A 15,364-nucleotide genomic window follows, 5' to 3' on the forward strand; every position below is an offset into this window, starting at 1 on the left:
GAGGCTGGGCGGGTTGAAATGGGAGACAACCATGATAGATCTGTACACCGCTGCGACCCCCAATGGTCACAAGGTTTCCATCCTGCTTGAGGAACTCGGCCTGCCCTATGAGGTGCACGCCTTGAGTTTCGACAAGAAGGAGCAAAAGGCCCCAGCGTTCCTGAAGATCAATCCCAATGGGCGTATTCCGGCCATCGTCGATCGCGACAATGGCGATTTTCCGGTGTTCGAGTCCGGCGCGATCCTGGTGTACCTGGCCGAACGCACTGGCCAGTTGTTGCCGGCCGATCCCAAGGGCCGTTCGCTGGTCATGCAATGGCTGATGTTCCAGATGGGCGGGGTCGGGCCCATGCAGGGCCAGGCCAATGTGTTCTTCCGCTATTTCCCGGAGAAGCTGCAGGGCGCCATCGACCGTTATCAGCACGAGACCCGGCGCCTGTACGAAGTGCTCGACAGCCGCCTGCAACAGGCCGAGTACCTGGCCGGCGACTACAGCATTGCCGACATCGCCACCTTCCCCTGGGTGCGCGGCCATGAATGGTCCGGGGTTTCGGTGCAGGGCCTGCCGGCGTTGCAACGCTGGATGGCGGCCCTGGAGGCCCGTCCTGCGGTGCAGCGAGGCTTGCAGGTTCCACAACGCAGCGACGATGCCAGCGTCGTCAAGGGCGCCCAGGCCATGCTTATCCGATGAGAGTTTCCATGCGTTCAATCAGTGTTCTGGGCCTGTCCCTGGCAAGCACCCTGGTGCTTGCTGCCGATCTGCCGGGCAGCCACGACCTGCCCCTGGTCCCCCGTCTGGCCGATGCACAGATCGTCGACTACCGTCCCGAAGTGGAGCAGGAGCGCGTCTACCCCCTGGGTTCGATCCGCCGTATCAGCGGCCAGTTGCGTTTCGATGGCCAGGTCAATGCCCGCGGCAAGCTCACCGCCATCACTTACCAGTTGCCCGCCGAGCGCACATCCAACGAAGCCTTCACCCTGGCCAGGGAGGCGCTGCAAAAGCAGGGCGCCGAGCTGCTGTTCTGGTGCCAGGCCCGCGATTGCGGTGAAAGCAGCCTGTGGGCCAACGAAGTATTCGGCAACGCCAAGCTGTTTGGCGCCGATGAACAGCAGGCCTACCTGCTGCTGCGGCTGGCAGCGCCCCAGGACAACTCCCTGGTAGCCCTGTACAGCATCACCCGGGGTAACCGACGGGCCTACCTGCATGTGGAGCAGTTCGACGCCAGCGCGCCGCTGGGGGACCTGCTACCCACTTCGGCCACCCTGCTGCGCCAGCTCAAGGACACCGGCAAGCTGGACCTGCCGAAACTCGCCGAGCCCCAGCCCACCTGGCTCAACCTGCTGTCCCGCGGGCTGAACCTGGACACCACCATGCGCATCAGCCTGTCCGGCAAGCAGGCCGAAGCCTGGCGCCAGGCGCTGATTGGCCAGGGCGTGCTGGCCTCGCGGATGGAAACCGGTAACACCGACGCAGCAGGCCTGCATTTCGAACTACTGCGTTAGGCTGTTTCAGGCAGCCCGCGCTCGCGGGTTCGCCTACTCTTCACTGGTTCTTCTTGCGCGAGACATTTCATGCCCAATAACGATCGCCTGCTGGTGCAGATCCTGCTCCTGGTGTTGTTCGGTGCCAGCTTCTGGGTCATGGCGCCTTTCTGGTCAGCGCTGTTCTGGGGCGCCGTGCTGGCGTTTGCCAGCTGGCCGCTGATGCGCCTGCTGACCCGCTGGCTCAATGGCCGCGAATCCCTGGCGGCGGCCCTGCTGACCCTGGGCTGGATGGTGCTGGTGGCCGCGCCGCTGGTCTGGCTCGGCCTCAACCTGGCGGACCATGTGCGCGATGCCACGGCCTTCATCAAGGACGTGCAGGTCGACGGCCTGCCCGCCGCTCCAGAGTGGCTCGGCAACCTGCCATTGGTGGGCGAGCGCCTGGTGGGCTTGTGGAACAGCATCGACCAGCAGGGCGCGGCCCTGATGCTGGCGGTCAAACCCTATCTGGGGCAGGTGGGCAACTGGCTGTTGGCTCGCAGCGCGCAGATCGGCGGCGGCATTCTGGAACTGACCCTGAGCATCGTCTTCGTGTTTTTCTTCTACCGCGATGGCCCGCGCCTGGCGCTGTTCGTGCACAAGTTGCTGGAGCGCTTGATCGGCGAGCGCGCCGGCTACTACATCGACCTGGTGGCTGGCACCGTGCAACGGGTAGTCAACGGGGTGATCGGCACCGCGGCGGCCCAGGGCCTGCTGGCGCTGATCGGCTTCCTGATTGCCGGAGTGCCCGGGGCGCTGGTGCTGGGGATCGTCACCTTCCTGCTCAGCCTGATTCCCATGGGCCCGCCCCTGGTATGGATCCCGGCTACCGCCTGGCTGGCCTGGAAAGGCGAATATGGCATGGCGGTGTTCCTGGGGATCTGGGGCACTTTCATCATCAGCGGCGTGGACAACGTGCTCAAACCGTACCTGATCAGCCGCGGCGGCAACCTGCCGCTGGTGATCGTGCTGCTGGGAGTGTTCGGTGGCCTGATCGCCTTCGGCTTTATCGGCCTGTTCATCGGCCCGACGCTGCTGGCGGTGGCCTACAGCCTGTTGCTGGACTGGAGCGCCAGCCAGGCCCGGGCCCAGGAGCCGCGTTGAACCACCGATTGCCGCTCCCCCCGGGAGCGGCAATGGACGTCAGGCAGCGACGTTGACGCTGCCGCCGAGGCTGCTGCTGGTGTCCAACTGATACTGCTTGCTCAAGCTGGCGATCATCTTGCCCAGAGCTTCGGCGAGGTTGGCCTGCGGGTCCTGGGGGGCGCTGTCCTGGTTGCTTCCGGCCTGCAACGCGGCCTTGAGCTCATCGCTACTGATGCCGCCACTGCTGTCGCTGTCGAGAATCTTCAGCAGAGCCGAGCTGGTGTCGCTGCTGGTGGAGCTGTTGCCCGAGGCTTGCAGGGCAGTGCTCAGTTCGTCACTGCTGATGACTCCGTCGCCATCGCTGTCCAGGGCGCCGAGCAGGGCATCCGCCAGGTGGGTATCGGGGGCGCGGTCCTTGGGCGGAGGAGGGGCCATGGCGGCCATTTCATCGCTGCTCAAGCTACCGCTGCCGTCACTGTCCAGGTCGCTGAAATTCTTGCTCAGGCTGACCAGGATGCCGTTGTCGCTTTTCTGCGACAGGGCGTTTTTCAGCTCGTCCTGATCCACCGCGCCATCACCGTTGCTGTCGAGCTTGGCGAACAGCTCCTTGTGCAATTGCTGGCCACGGCTGGTGCTGCTGGAGCTGTAATAGCTCGAATAGTTGCTGCTGAGGCTATCGATCATGGGGCTCACTCCCTGCGGATGAATTGAACCGGTGGGGGGCACCGGCCCAAGCAGCCTCAGGGGGGGAGTTGTCCTGGGTATTGGCGGTTTGTACCTGCCGCCACACAAGGCGCTCAAGGCCTGGGTAGACGCAATACCGCGGTCAGGCCGCCGCCGGGGGTTTCTTCGAGGATCAGTTGGCCGCCCAGGCGCTCCGCCGCTTCACGGGCAATGGTCATGCCCAGGCCGACGCCGCCGGAGTTGCGGTTGCGCGAGCCTTCCAGGCGAAAGAATGGCTCGAACACCGCTTCACGCTTGTCGGCGGCAATCCCCGGGCCGTGGTCGATGACCCGGATCAGCAGTTGCCCTCGGTCGTCCTCCAGGGCCAGGGTTGCCTGGCCGGCGTAGCGCAGGGCGTTGTCCAGCAGGTTGTTGAGGCATGACTGCAACGCCATGGGTTGCACCAGCAGCGGCGCGCAATGGCCCTGGGCCTGAGCGTCGGCGCCCTGGTCCTGGGCGTTCTCGCACAGCGACTCCACCAGGGCCTGCACGTCCATCCATTGCTCGGCCTCGCTGGTGCGTTGTTCGTGCAGGTAGCTGAGGGTGGCGTCGAGCATCTTGATCATGTCGTCCAGGTCCTGGCGCATCTGCCCTTGCAGCTTGCTGTCCTCGATCTGCTCCAGGCGCAGTTTCAGCCTTGATAACGGGGTGCGCAGGTCGTGGGAGACGGCACCGAGCATGCGCCCGCGTTGCTGCACCTGCTCGCGGATGCGCTTCTGCATCTGGTTGAAGGTGCTGGCCGCTTGCCGGGCTTCCCTTGGCCCCACCTCTTCCAGGGGCGGGCTGTCGAGGTCTTCGCTCAAACGCTCGGCGGCGGCGCTCAGGCGCTGGATCGGCCGCGACAACAGCTTGGCGCCGTACCAGGCAGCGATGATCAGGGAGATGAACTGGAACGTCAGGGGCACCAGCGGGCCGCCGAACCAGGGCCGTGGCGGGCGCCTTGGATAAGGGGGCGGCGGCTGGCCATTGATCAACTGCGCCGAATCGGGAGGGGGCGGCGGCGGGGGCGGGCCGTAGTGGTGAAACCAGAAGAACGCCAGCAGGTGGGCGAGGACGATCGCGATCAGCAGGACGCCGAACAGGCGGCCGAACAGCGTATCGAACCGCCCGCGCATCAGCCGATGTCCCGGGCGTCGAACAGGTAGCCTTCACCGCGCACGGTCTTGATCAGTTGCGGCGACTTCGGATCGTCGCCGAGCTTTTGCCGCAGGCGCGAGACCAGCAGGTCGATGCTGCGATCAAAGGCCTCGATGGATCGGCCGCGGGCGGCGTCCAGCAATTGTTCGCGGCTCAGTACCCGGCGCGGGCGCTCGATGAACACCCAGAGCAGGCGGAACTCGGCGTTGGACAGCGGCACCACCAGGCCATCGGCGGAAATCAGTTGGCGCAGCACGCTGTTCAGGCGCCAGTTGTCGAAGCGGATATTGGCCCGCTGCTCGCTGCGATCGTCGCGCACCCGGCGCAGGATGGTCTGGATCCGGGCCACCAGTTCCCGTGGCTCGAAAGGCTTGGCCATGTAGTCGTCGGCCCCCAGCTCCAGGCCGATGATGCGATCGGTGGGCTCGCAGCGGGCGGTGAGCATGAGGATCGGGATGTCCGATTCGGTACGCAGCCAGCGGCACAGGGACAGGCCGTCTTCGCCGGGCAGCATCAGGTCCAGCACCACCACGTCGAAGTGCTCGGCCTGCAGGGCCTGGCGCATCGCCGCGCCGTCGGTGACGCCGCTGGCGTGAATGTTGAAACGCGCCAGGTAGTCGATCAGCAACTCGCGGATCGGCACGTCGTCGTCGACGATCAGGGCCCGGGTGTTCCAGCGTTTGTCGTCGCCACTGACCAATGCTTTGGCGTCTTCGTTGAGAGGGGCTGAAGTGTTCTGCATGGGTGCGGTCGTCTGCCAGGTAGGCTGCCGGCGCCTGAGGGCGACGGCGGGGTTGTGGCTTCAGCATAGGCGTCCGGCCCGGGGGCTGGAAGTGCTGTTCGAAGGTGTTGCGGCTGGCGAGGGTAGCGCCGGGGATTGTTGCCGACGTGTCGTCAGTGTATCGAGGTTGATACAAATGCCGTGGCGTGGGGGAGCGATTGCCGGGGCAATCGGCCTTCTTGCGCACCGTTGAGGAGGATTTACCTCTGATCGGGTCCCGGAGTGGCGCGGCTTGCGCTACAATCCGCGCCGATTTCGACTTGCCTGAGAGCCCCTTCATGTCCGCCTGCCAGACTCCTATCATCGTCGCCCTGGATTTCCCCACCCGTGACGCCGCACTGAAACTGGCCGATCAACTGGACCCCAAACTGTGCCGGGTCAAGGTCGGCAAGGAGCTGTTCACCAGCTGCGCCGCCGAGATTGTCGGGACCCTGCGGGACAAGGGTTTCGAAGTGTTCCTGGACCTGAAGTTCCACGATATTCCCAACACCACCGCCATGGCGGTCAAGGCCGCCGCGGAAATGGGTGTGTGGATGGTCAATGTGCACTGCTCCGGCGGCCTGCGCATGATGGCTGCCTGCCGCGAAGTGCTGGACCAGCGCAGCGGCCCCAAGCCGTTGCTGATCGGCGTCACCGTGCTTACCAGCATGGAGCGTGAAGACCTTGCCGGTATCGGCCTGGACATCGAGCCCCAGGAGCAGGTGCTGCGCCTGGCTGCCCTGGCGCAGAAAGCCGGCATGGACGGCCTGGTGTGCTCGGCCCTGGAAGCCCAGGCCCTGAAGAGCGCCCATCCGTCCCTGCAACTGGTGACCCCGGGGATTCGCCCGGCGGGCAGCGCCCAGGACGACCAGCGGCGGATCCTCACCCCGCGCCAGGCCCTGGATGCCGGCTCCGATTACCTGGTGATCGGTCGCCCCATCAGCCAGGCGGCAGATCCGGCCAAGGCCCTGGCCGACGTCGTGGCCGAACTGGCCCTGTAACACGCTTCCTCTTGTAGGAGCCGGCTTGCCGGCGATAGCGGTTTTGCGGTTGGCGGCCCTTTCCGGCCGCTGTTGCGGGTCGCCGACAAGCCGGCTCCTACGGATTCAGACTTTCAGTATCAGCTTGCCGAAGTTCTCGCCGCTGAACAGCTTGCCCAGGGTTTCCGGGAAGGTTTCCAGGCCCTCGACAATATCCTCCTTGCTCTTGAGCTGTCCCTTGGCCATCCAGCCGGCCATTTCCTGCCCGGCTTCGGCGAACTGCGCGGCATAGTCCATCACCACGAACCCCTCCATGCGCGCCCGGTTGACCAGCAGCGACAGGTAGTTGGCCGGCCCCTTGACCGCCTCCTTGTTGTTGTACTGGCTGATGGCGCCGCAGATCACCACCCGCGCCTTGACGTTCAGGCGGCTGAGCACGGCATCGAGGATGTCGCCGCCGACGTTGTCGAAATACACATCGACGCCTTTGGGGCACTCGCGCTTGAGGCCGGCGTGGACGTCTTCGTTCTTGTAGTCGATGGCGCCGTCAAAACCCAGCTCGTCGATGAGGAACCGGCACTTGTCCTGGCCGCCGGCAATCCCCACCACGCGGCAGCCCTTGATCCTGGCGATCTGCCCGGCAATGCTGCCCACCGCGCCGGCGGCCCCGGACAGCACCACGGTGTCGCCGGCCTTGGGCGCGCCCACGTCCAGCAGGGCGAAGTAGGCGGTCATGCCCGTCATGCCCAGGGCTGACAGGTAGAGCGGCAGCGGGGCCAGCTTGGGGTCGACCTTGTAGAAGCCCCGGGGCTCGCCGAGGAAGTAGTCCTGCACGCCGAGTGCACCATTGACGTAGTCGCCCACCGCGAAACCGGGGTGGCTGGAGGCGATTACCTGGCCCACGCCCAGGGCGCGCATGACCTCGCCGATGGCCACCGGGGCAATGTAGGACTTGCCCTCGTTCATCCAGCCGCGCATGGCCGGGTCCAGGGACAGGTATTGGTTCTGCACCAGGATCTGCCCGGCGGCGGGCTCGCCCACTGCCACTTGCTGGTAGGTGAAGGTATCGCGGGTGGCCGGTCCGATGGGGCGTTTGGCGAGCAGGAACTGGCGATTGGTCAGGGCGGTCATGGCAGGCACTCGTGGGATGAATGAACCCCTAGTTGATAGCCCCTTGGCCTCGGTGCCGCAAGGTTTGCCGCTGCAGCGAATGGAGGCCAATCGATCGCCCTGATAAAGCCCCCGGCAGATTCATCACCAGAATGCATGAGCATCCAACCGGGCTTTTGATAGTGCTGACGCCACCAGCCCCGGCTGTGGCTAGATTGGGCCGGGTAGCTGACCCGCATTCGATCGAGGATTCCTGCAATGAGCATGACGTTTTCCGGCCAGGTGGCCCTGGTGACCGGCGCAGCCAATGGTATCGGCCGCGCCACCGCCCAGGCATTTGCCGCACAAGGCTTGAAGGTGGTGGTGGCGGACCTGGACACGGCGGGGGGCGAGGGCACCGTGGCGCTGATCCGCGAGGCCGGTGGCGAGGCATTGTTCGTGCCGTGCAACGTTACCCTGGAGGCGGATGTGCAAAGCCTCATGGCCCGCACCATCGAAGCCTATGGGCGCCTGGATTACGCCTTCAACAATGCCGGTATCGAGATCGAAAAGGGCCGCCTTGCGGAGGGCTCCATGGATGAGTTCGACGCCATCATGGGGGTCAACGTCAAAGGGGTCTGGCTGTGCATGAAGTACCAGTTGCCGCTGCTGCTGGCCCAGGGCGGTGGGGCGATCGTCAACACCGCCTCGGTGGCGGGCCTGGGCGCGGCGCCGAAGATGAGCATCTATGCGGCCTCCAAGCATGCGGTGATCGGCCTGACCAAGTCGGCGGCCATCGAATATGCGAAGAAGAAAATCCGCGTGAACGCGGTATGCCCGGCGGTGATCGACACCGACATGTTCCGCCGTGCCTACGAGGCGGACCCGAAGAAGGCCGAGTTCGCCGCGGCCATGCACCCGGTGGGGCGCATCGGCAAGGTCGAGGAGATCGCCAGTGCGGTGCTCTACCTGTGCAGCGATGGCGCGGCCTTTACCACCGGCCATGCACTGGCGGTCGACGGCGGGGCCACCGCGATCTGATGCCGATGGCCGGGGCCCGATGGAATCGACCTCCAGTGTCCTGAAAACGACCTCGGCGTAGCTTTTTGCCATTATTCCGATGTCAGAGACTTGTGCGCCGGTGCATGCCGTTGCGACCCTTCGCCAAGACAAGATGGCCCTATTGCCATTGGGGATTGGAAGGGGACTGCGCACCATGACTTCGGCCGCAAGTGGACGTTTTGCCAACCTGGGCATGGCAAAGAAACTGGGCATCGGGTTTGCCCTGGTGTTGCTCCTAACCGCTCTGGTGGCGGGGATCGGTGTCTGGTCCCTGCAGACCATCAGCCAGCGCTTCGATGGCCTCAAGCAGATGTCCCAGCTCAATAGCGGCGTGCTCAAGGTGCGGCTGCAGGAGCAGGACTACGCCCTGCACGGCGACAGCAAGACCGTGGACAGCCTGCATGAAAGCCTGGAAGGCCTGCAGGCCCTGGCCCAGCAGCTCAAGGTGCGGTCGGCGGCCAACCAGACCGCGATGGGCGATGTGGAACTGGCGCTGGCGGACTATCGCAAGGCCTTCGACGAGTTCGTCGAGCTGACCCAGGCCAAGGACCTGGCCCTGGAAATGGCCAGTTGGTCGGTGTCCAGCGTGGCCAATAACCTGGACGTGCTGCAGGCCGGGCTGGCGGATGACGGTGCCTATACGCTCAAGGAATCCCAGGGCAAGGATGGTGCCGAATTCATCGAGCAGGCCAATCAGATCAGCCAGGTTTCACGCCTGATGCTGCAGGCCATGAATGAGGCCCGGTTGCGCCTGGATCAGAACCGCAAGGGCGGCGACCAGGAGCCCGCCGAGCAGGGCAAGATCGAGCAGGCCGATCAGGCCCTGGCCCAGGCCGAGCAGTTGAAGGCCACGGTCAAGGATGCGGGCTATCAGACGGTGCTCAACGAAGTCTCGGGGCACATCGGCAACTTCAGCGAGAAGCTCAACGAGTACACCGGGTTGCTGGCCCAGGAGAAGCAGGTCTATCAGCAGTTGCATGAGCGCGCCGCCCAGGTGATGGCGCGGGTTGATCAGGCGTACGGGGCGCAAGAGCATTCGATGCTGGGGGAACTGGACAAGAACTCCCTGCTGATCATCGGCTCCTCGGCCTTGGCGCTGTTGGTGGGGCTGTTGGCGGCCTTGAGCGTCACCCGCCTGATCGTGCGCCCGTTGCGCAGTGTGATGCACGTGGCTCAGCAGATTGCCGCCGGTGATCTGACCGCGACCGTGGAGGTGACCCGACGTGACGAGATCGGTCAGTTGATGCAGGCCATGCAGCAGATGGGCAGCGGCCTGAGCGGCATTGTCAGTGGCCTGCAGGCGGGGATCGAGCAACTGGCCAGTTCGGCTCAGTCGCTGTCCACGGTGACCGAGCAGACCAACCTGGAAGTCAGCACCCAGAAGGAAGAAACCGAGCAAGTGGCCACGGCCATGAATCAGATGACCGCCACGGTGCACGATGTGGCGCGCAATGCCGAGGAGGCCGCCCAAGCCGCCCAGGCGGCGGACGACAAGGTCGAAAGTGGCCAGCAAGTGGTGCGCCAGAGCATGCAGCGCATCGAGCAACTGGCGGATTCCGCCAGCCGTGCCAGCAGTGGTATCGAGAGCCTGAGCGCGGAAATCGACAACATCGGTAGCGTGCTGGATGTGATCAAGAGCGTGGCCGAGCAGACCAACCTGCTGGCCCTCAACGCCGCTATCGAAGCCGCCAGGGCCGGGGAGCAGGGCCGGGGGTTTGCGGTGGTGGCCGATGAAGTGCGGGCCCTGGCGAAACGCACGCAGCAGTCCACCGAAGAGATCGCCCGGTTGGTGACGGCTCTGCACGCGGCGGCCGACTCCTCGGTGCAGCAGATCCAGAGCAGTGGCGAGCTGGTGAAGCTGGCGGTCAGCGATGCCCTGCAGACCGAAAGCGCCCTGGGCAGCATTGCCGCGGCGGTGTCATTGATCCAGCAGATGAACCAGCAGATCGCCGCTGCGGCCGAGCAGCAGAGTTCGGTGGCCGAAGAGATCAACCGCAGCGTCACCAGCATTCGCGCCAGTGCCGATCAGTCGTCCCTGGCGATGCAGGGCAACGCCGCGTCGAGCATCGAGCTGGCGCAGTTGGGCGTGGAACTGAAGGGGATGGTGGGGCATTTCCGCTTGTAGCGGCGGGGAGGGCGCAGCGTTCTAAAACCCTTGCCCGGGTGTTCCAGGCAAGGGTTTTTTCTGTCAGTCGTAGATGGCTTTCTTTTTCCAGTCGGCGTCGGCTTCCACGGTCTTGAGGCCCTGGGTCAGCTGGTTGTCTTCGTCCGGGGCAGGTTCCAGGGTCGACAGCACCATGGCATTGGCCCGGGCCAGGAGTTTGTCCAGGTATTCCAGTTGCTCCTTGTAGACCGCCGGGTCCGGCTGCTTGCGCAGGTACTGCACGCCACGCTCGAAGGCCAGCCGGGCCTGGCCCGGCTGATTCTGCTGCAGGGCGTACTGGCCCAGGTTGTTGAAGAACTCGATATGCAGCAGCACCAGGATGTGGCGGATCTCCTTGATCCAGCGCTTGGCTTCGTTGGGCTGCAGGAAACCGTCGTGGGCGGCGCGAGTGACCTGGCCGTGCATGGCCTCCAGCAGGAAGCGCACGTCCTTGGCCTTGGCTTCGGTCTGGATCGGTGCCGGTGGGTTGTTCACCGGGATCGACTCGCCCTGGCCCACCAGGGTATTGAGCTCAGCCAGGCGAGCCTTGAGGGCGCTGTCGGTTTTATCGAGGTTGAGCATGCGCTGAACGACGTTCAGCTCCAGGCGCGTCAGCAGCAGCTTGAGGGCCGGTGACATGAACTGGCCGGGGAAGGTTTCGGTGATCTCGCCGCAACGACGCAGGCGATCATTGAGTTCGACCTTGGTGCGGGCTTTTTCCAGTTTGTTGTTTTCCACCACATGGTTCATGTAGCCAATGGCGATCAATAGTGCGATCCCGGCTATTACCAGCAGGGTGATCATGAGTGGTGTCACCGTTAAAACCTCGTTATGGGATTCGCGTGCGAGTGTAGTGGCTTGGCATTTAGACGCATAGCGCCGCTCGACGAGCCGGGCATGGATTGTGCTGCTTATATAGGTGGCATTTGCCTCGGGGGATCCAAGGGTTCAAATTGCCATCACCGGCTGTGGAGGACTATAACGCCTTGTCGAGTGCCAGAATATAGGCGTCAAAGCGCGGACGGCAGAAAACCCTGAAGCGGGCCTAAAACAGCTCCGAAGTCATTGATTTAAATAAAATTATATCTGGGGGTTGACGGCCTCCCAAAGCATCCATAGAATGCGCGCCACTTTCAACGGAAAGCAAATAGCAAAACGTTGAAGGAAGTGAATGCTGTAGCGTGTCCCCTTCGTCTAGTGGCCTAGGACACCGCCCTTTCACGGCGGTAACAGGGGTTCGAGTCCCCTAGGGGACGCCATTGCGGGAATAGCTCAGTTGGTAGAGCACGACCTTGCCAAGGTCGGGGTCGCGAGTTCGAGTCTCGTTTCCCGCTCCAATTTTAAACAGTCTGGCTTTCGGGCGAGGCTGAGTGAAACCAGAACCCAAGTCTTCGGATGCGGCTCTGGACACCGAAACACACACCATGTGTTCCGGGTAGCGTGTCCCCTTCGTCTAGTGGCCTAGGACACCGCCCTTTCACGGCGGTAACAGGGGTTCGAGTCCCCTAGGGGACGCCATTTGCGGGAATAGCTCAGTTGGTAGAGCACGACCTTGCCAAGGTCGGGGTCGCGAGTTCGAGTCTCGTTTCCCGCTCCAATTTAAGCAGCACTGCCTTCGGGCGGGGCTGAGTGAAACCAGAACCCGAGTCTTCGGACGCGGCTCTGGGCGCCGAAACACACACCATGTGTTGCGGTTAGCGTGTCCCCTTCGTCTAGTGGCCTAGGACACCGCCCTTTCACGGCGGTAACAGGGGTTCGAGTCCCCTAGGGGACGCCATTTGCGGGAATAGCTCAGTTGGTAGAGCACGACCTTGCCAAGGTCGGGGTCGCGAGTTCGAGTCTCGTTTCCCGCTCCAAATTCACAAGAACGCCGCTCATTGAGCGGCGTTTTTGTTTGCCTGCGATTCAACGCTGCAGCCAGTGCCCAGCAAAAAGGCCCGCCAGTACACCTGCGCGGGCCTTTGTCGTTTGCCTTGCCTACAGCGACAGCAGCAACCGCCCGGCGAACAGCAGCAGGATCAGCCCCATGCAGCGCTCGAACCAGTGCCCCAGGCGCATGAACAGCAAGCGCACCCGAGAGCTGGAGAAGAACAGCGCGACGATCACGAACCACAGCGCATTCACCAGGCACATCCAGGCGCCATATAGGGCCTGGATGCTCAGTGGGGTGGTGGCGCTGACCAGGGTGGTGAAGATCGCCAGGAAAAACAGGGTCGCCTTGGGGTTGGTGGCATTGGTCAGAAACCCCGTGGTAAAGGCTCGCAGCAAGGTCTGTTGGGGCTCATCGGTGGGCGCCTCGCCGGGAAGGCTGGTCTTGGCCTTGCTGCGCAGCAGGCTGATACCCAAGTACAGAATGTAGGCGCCGCCCAGCAGCTTGGCCGCGCTCAGCAACCAGGGCGTAGCGTGCATCAGGGCGCCCACCCCCAGCAGGGTGTAGAGCACGTGCACCGAGATGCCGGCGCCGATGCCCAGGGCGGTACAGACCCCGGTCATGCGGCCAAAGCGCACGCTCTGGCGGATGGTCACGGCAAAATCCGGCCCGGGAGCGACCACCGCGAGAAAGTGAACCAGGGCCAGGGCGAGGAACTCGCCAAGATAGTTGGACAGCATGCGGACTCCGCAAAGCAGGATGATTGAGTGGCAGGCCGTTTTCAGTCGAGGCTATAACTGACCGAAAGGGTGCCTTTCTTGAGTGAGACCGCGGTGATGAGCACCGCGCCCAACTGCTGCAGGTGGCTGACGTGGGTGCCGCCGCAACCATAGGCCGGCAGTTGGCCAAAGCTGATCTGGCGCGAACCGTCCGCCATTGTGCTATGCCGTTCCAGGTCGGCCTCTATCCACAGCGCAATCGCGTCCTGCACGCTGGCGCCGTCGATCTCCCGGGGCTGCTCTGCCGGTTTGAACGACACCCGGCCTTCACCTGGCCAGTGATGGGCCTTGATCGGTATCCAGCCCTGGCTTTGCACGAAGTGGCCGATCAGGTGCCCGGCGGAGTGCATGCGGCTGTTGAACAGGCGCGCGGCCTCATCGACCCGGGCCTCGAAAATGCCCGGCTCCAGCGGCTGGTCCAGGTAATGCACGATCTGCTCGCCTTCCTGGGCCACCCGCAGAACGGCGGCCTGGCCGATCCAGCCGGTATCGCTGGGCTGGCCGCCACCCTGGGGGTGGAAGGGCGTGGCGTTGAGGGTGATCGCGAATTGCTGTTCGTGGGGGATGCAGCTCAGGACCTCGACGGAGGTCAGTAACTGGTCATTGTCGTAATACAGGCGCCGCGTCATTTCTCTAACCCTGGAATTCAGTGTTTTTTTATTATGCGGCCTGGGCAATTGCGTGATAATCCGTTCGAAACTCAATGGACTATTGCGTCATGAGCATAAATCTACCCCTGCCTTTGCTGGCAGAAATGGCCATTTTCGTCAGGGTCGTGGAGACCGGCAGCTTCTCCGAGGCGGCACGCCAGCTGGGCTCCTCGCCTTCGGCGGTCAGCCGCAGCATCTCGCGCCTGGAAAAGGCCCTGGCCACCCGGTTGTTGCAGCGCACCACACGCAAGTTGCGCTTGAGCGACGGTGGCGAAGAGGTGTTCAAGCGTTGCAGTGAAATGGTCAGTGCGGCCCGTTCGGTGATGGAGGTCAGCGGCCAGTTCACCCACGAAGCCGAAGGCGTGGTGCGGGTCAGCGTGCCCAAGGCGGTGGGGCGTTTCGTGGTGCACCCGCACATGCCGGAGTTTCTGCGGCGCTATCCCCAGGTCGATGTGGAACTGCTGCATGAGGACCGCGATGTCGACCTGATTGACGACAACGTCGACCTGGCGATCCGCATCACCGACCGCCCGCCGCCCGGGTTGATCGGCCGCCAGCTGTTGCGCATCGATCACCTGCTCTGTGCCACCCCGCAGTACCTGGCCGAGCACGGTACGCCGGCCCATCCCCAGGACCTGCGCCAGCACAGTTGCATCTACCTGGGCGAGACCCCCAGCGATGCGCGCTGGAAATTCACCCAGGGCAGCAAGGCGGTCACGGTGGGGGTGCGCGGGCGCTATGCGGCCAACCACACCGGGGTGCGCCTGGATGCGGTGTTGCAACACCTGGGGATCGGCAGCCTGCCGTACTTCACCGCGCGCCATGCCCTGGAGCAGGGGCTGATCGTCCAGGTGCTGCCGGAGTGGACCTTCCTGGCCTCCTACCACGGCGGTGCCTGGCTGCTGCATTCACCGACCCGTTACCTGCCGCCCAAGTTGCGGGTTTTCATCGACTACCTGGTGGAGTGCCTGGCCAAGGAGCCGACCCTCAACCGCCCGGGCAAAGCGGAACGCCCGCTGTAGGAGCTGGCTTGCCAGCGAATTCTCTGACAAGCCGGCGCTAAAAGGCGCCCATGAAAAAGGCCCGCCGGGCGAACCGTGCGGGCCTTGGTTGCGCCGGGCGCAGTGATCAGTGCTTGCTGTCCTGGGCAGAAAGCGCCAGCAGCTGCTTTTCCTGGTTCCAGTCGAAGGGCTCGTCGTTCTGCTCGGCTTCGAAACGGCGCTCTTCCAGGGCCTGGTACAGGTCGATTTCTTCATCGGGCATGTAGTGCAGGCAGTCACCGGCGAAGAACCACAGCAGGTCACGAGGCACCAGGTGGGCGATCTGCGGGTAGCGCTGCATGATCTGGCACAGCAGGTCCTGGCCCAGGTACTGGCTTTCGATCGGGTCGATCGGCAGCGAGGCGCGCAGTTCGTCGAAGCGCTCCAGGAACAGCGCGTGGCTTTCCTCGGGCACCTGTTCGGCTTCACCTACGGCGACCAGGATGCTGCGCAGGTGGTCCAGCAGGACGAGATGATCGGCGACGATGTTGGACATGACAGGGTCCTCAAGAGCAAAACGGGCG

15 protein-coding genes and 6 tRNA genes are annotated in these 15,364 nt (G+C 64.0%); 13 read left to right on the forward strand and 8 right to left on the reverse strand.

The annotated features are described in order from the left end of the window. The first annotated feature begins 31 nt into the window (after window positions 1-31). From BM382_RS24040 to BM382_RS24050, 3 genes are all read left to right on the forward strand, one after another. A complete protein-coding gene (locus BM382_RS24040; protein WP_011060078.1) occupies window positions 32-691 on the forward strand; it encodes a glutathione S-transferase family protein in 660 nt (219 codons plus the stop codon). A gap of 8 nt (window positions 692-699) precedes the next feature. Beyond that, entirely contained in the window at window positions 700-1,503 is an 804-nt protein-coding gene (locus BM382_RS24045) for a DUF4892 domain-containing protein (RefSeq protein ID WP_026020223.1), read from the forward strand. Window positions 1,504-1,572: 69 nt separating this feature from the next. Continuing rightward, window positions 1,573-2,625 (forward strand): AI-2E family transporter, encoded by a 1,053-nt coding sequence (locus tag BM382_RS24050; RefSeq protein WP_011060080.1) that lies wholly within the window; start codon window positions 1,573-1,575, stop codon window positions 2,623-2,625. 39 nt (window positions 2,626-2,664) lie between these two features. Here BM382_RS24050 and BM382_RS24055 read toward each other — a convergent pair whose 3' ends face one another. The 3 genes from BM382_RS24055 to BM382_RS24065 form a co-directional block, all read right to left on the reverse strand. Next, on the reverse strand, window positions 2,665-3,291 hold the full coding sequence (locus BM382_RS24055; RefSeq protein ID WP_011060081.1) for an EF-hand domain-containing protein: 627 nt from the start codon (window positions 3,289-3,291) through the stop codon (window positions 2,665-2,667). Between the two features lie 113 nt (window positions 3,292-3,404). Next, complete coding sequence (locus BM382_RS24060) at window positions 3,405-4,445, reverse strand: sensor histidine kinase (protein WP_019095148.1); 1,041 nt, start codon at window positions 4,443-4,445, stop codon at window positions 3,405-3,407. Next, on the reverse strand, window positions 4,445-5,209 hold the full coding sequence (locus BM382_RS24065) for a response regulator (RefSeq protein ID WP_011060083.1): 765 nt from the start codon (window positions 5,207-5,209) through the stop codon (window positions 4,445-4,447). Before BM382_RS24065 ends, BM382_RS24060 begins: the two co-directional genes overlap by 1 nt. Before the next feature lie 317 nt (window positions 5,210-5,526). Between BM382_RS24065 and pyrF the strand changes: the two genes are divergently transcribed. Beyond that, complete coding sequence (gene pyrF / locus BM382_RS24070; protein WP_011060084.1) at window positions 5,527-6,228, forward strand: orotidine-5'-phosphate decarboxylase; 702 nt, start codon at window positions 5,527-5,529, stop codon at window positions 6,226-6,228. Window positions 6,229-6,333: 105 nt separating this feature from the next. On the opposite strand, the gene BM382_RS24075 is transcribed toward pyrF, so the two are convergent. Then, window positions 6,334-7,338 carry an NADP-dependent oxidoreductase gene (locus BM382_RS24075; RefSeq protein ID WP_019095878.1) on the reverse strand — a complete coding sequence of 335 codons (1,005 nt, stop codon included), beginning with the start codon at window positions 7,336-7,338 and terminating at the stop codon, window positions 6,334-6,336. 237 nt (window positions 7,339-7,575) lie between these two features. Here BM382_RS24075 and BM382_RS24080 point away from each other — a divergent pair, with 237 nt between their 5' ends. Then, a complete protein-coding gene (locus tag BM382_RS24080; protein ID WP_011060086.1) occupies window positions 7,576-8,337 on the forward strand; it encodes an SDR family oxidoreductase in 762 nt (253 codons plus the stop codon). A 175-nt stretch (window positions 8,338-8,512) separates the two neighbouring features. Further along, entirely contained in the window at window positions 8,513-10,483 is a 1,971-nt protein-coding gene (locus tag BM382_RS24085) for a methyl-accepting chemotaxis protein (RefSeq protein WP_011060087.1), read from the forward strand. 63 nt (window positions 10,484-10,546) lie between these two features. On the opposite strand, the gene BM382_RS24090 is transcribed toward BM382_RS24085, so the two are convergent. After that, window positions 10,547-11,305: a hypothetical protein gene (locus tag BM382_RS24090; protein ID WP_015634689.1), complete on the reverse strand. Its 759-nt coding sequence runs from the start codon at window positions 11,303-11,305 to the stop codon at window positions 10,547-10,549. Window positions 11,306-11,684: 379 nt separating this feature from the next. Between BM382_RS24090 and BM382_RS24095 the strand changes: the two genes are divergently transcribed. The 6 genes from BM382_RS24095 to BM382_RS24120 all read left to right on the forward strand — a co-directional run bounded on the left by BM382_RS24095 (window position 11,685) and on the right by BM382_RS24120 (window position 12,357). After that, window positions 11,685-11,760: transfer RNA gene (locus BM382_RS24095), tRNA-Glu, on the forward strand. A 2-nt stretch (window positions 11,761-11,762) separates the two neighbouring features. Then, window positions 11,763-11,838, forward strand: a tRNA-Gly gene (locus BM382_RS24100). Window positions 11,839-11,943: 105 nt separating this feature from the next. Then, window positions 11,944-12,019, forward strand: a tRNA-Glu gene (locus tag BM382_RS24105). Window positions 12,020-12,022: 3 nt separating this feature from the next. After that, a tRNA-Gly gene (locus BM382_RS24110) sits at window positions 12,023-12,098 on the forward strand. Window positions 12,099-12,202: 104 nt separating this feature from the next. Next, a tRNA-Glu gene (locus BM382_RS24115) sits at window positions 12,203-12,278 on the forward strand. A gap of 3 nt (window positions 12,279-12,281) precedes the next feature. After that, a tRNA-Gly gene (locus BM382_RS24120) sits at window positions 12,282-12,357 on the forward strand. A 121-nt stretch (window positions 12,358-12,478) separates the two neighbouring features. Here BM382_RS24120 and BM382_RS24125 read toward each other — a convergent pair. After that, on the reverse strand, window positions 12,479-13,111 hold the full coding sequence (locus BM382_RS24125; RefSeq protein WP_015634690.1) for a LysE family translocator: 633 nt from the start codon (window positions 13,109-13,111) through the stop codon (window positions 12,479-12,481). Window positions 13,112-13,152: 41 nt separating this feature from the next. Next, window positions 13,153-13,779 (reverse strand): alanyl-tRNA editing protein, encoded by a 627-nt coding sequence (locus BM382_RS24130; RefSeq protein ID WP_072444192.1) that lies wholly within the window; start codon window positions 13,777-13,779, stop codon window positions 13,153-13,155. An 89-nt stretch (window positions 13,780-13,868) separates the two neighbouring features. On the opposite strand from BM382_RS24130, the gene BM382_RS24135 reads away from it, so the two are divergent. After that, on the forward strand, window positions 13,869-14,822 hold the full coding sequence (locus BM382_RS24135) for a LysR family transcriptional regulator (protein ID WP_011060091.1): 954 nt from the start codon (window positions 13,869-13,871) through the stop codon (window positions 14,820-14,822). Between the two features lie 106 nt (window positions 14,823-14,928). Here the strand turns inward: BM382_RS24135 and BM382_RS24140 are convergent, their stop codons facing one another. Continuing rightward, window positions 14,929-15,336 carry a PA2817 family protein gene (locus tag BM382_RS24140; RefSeq protein ID WP_011060092.1) on the reverse strand — a complete coding sequence of 136 codons (408 nt, stop codon included), beginning with the start codon at window positions 15,334-15,336 and terminating at the stop codon, window positions 14,929-14,931. Between the last annotated feature and the right edge of the window lie 28 nt (window positions 15,337-15,364).

This window comes from Pseudomonas sp. NFPP25, from assembly GCF_900116505.1.
Classification (GTDB): Bacteria; Pseudomonadota; Gammaproteobacteria; order Pseudomonadales; family Pseudomonadaceae; genus Aquipseudomonas; species Aquipseudomonas protegens.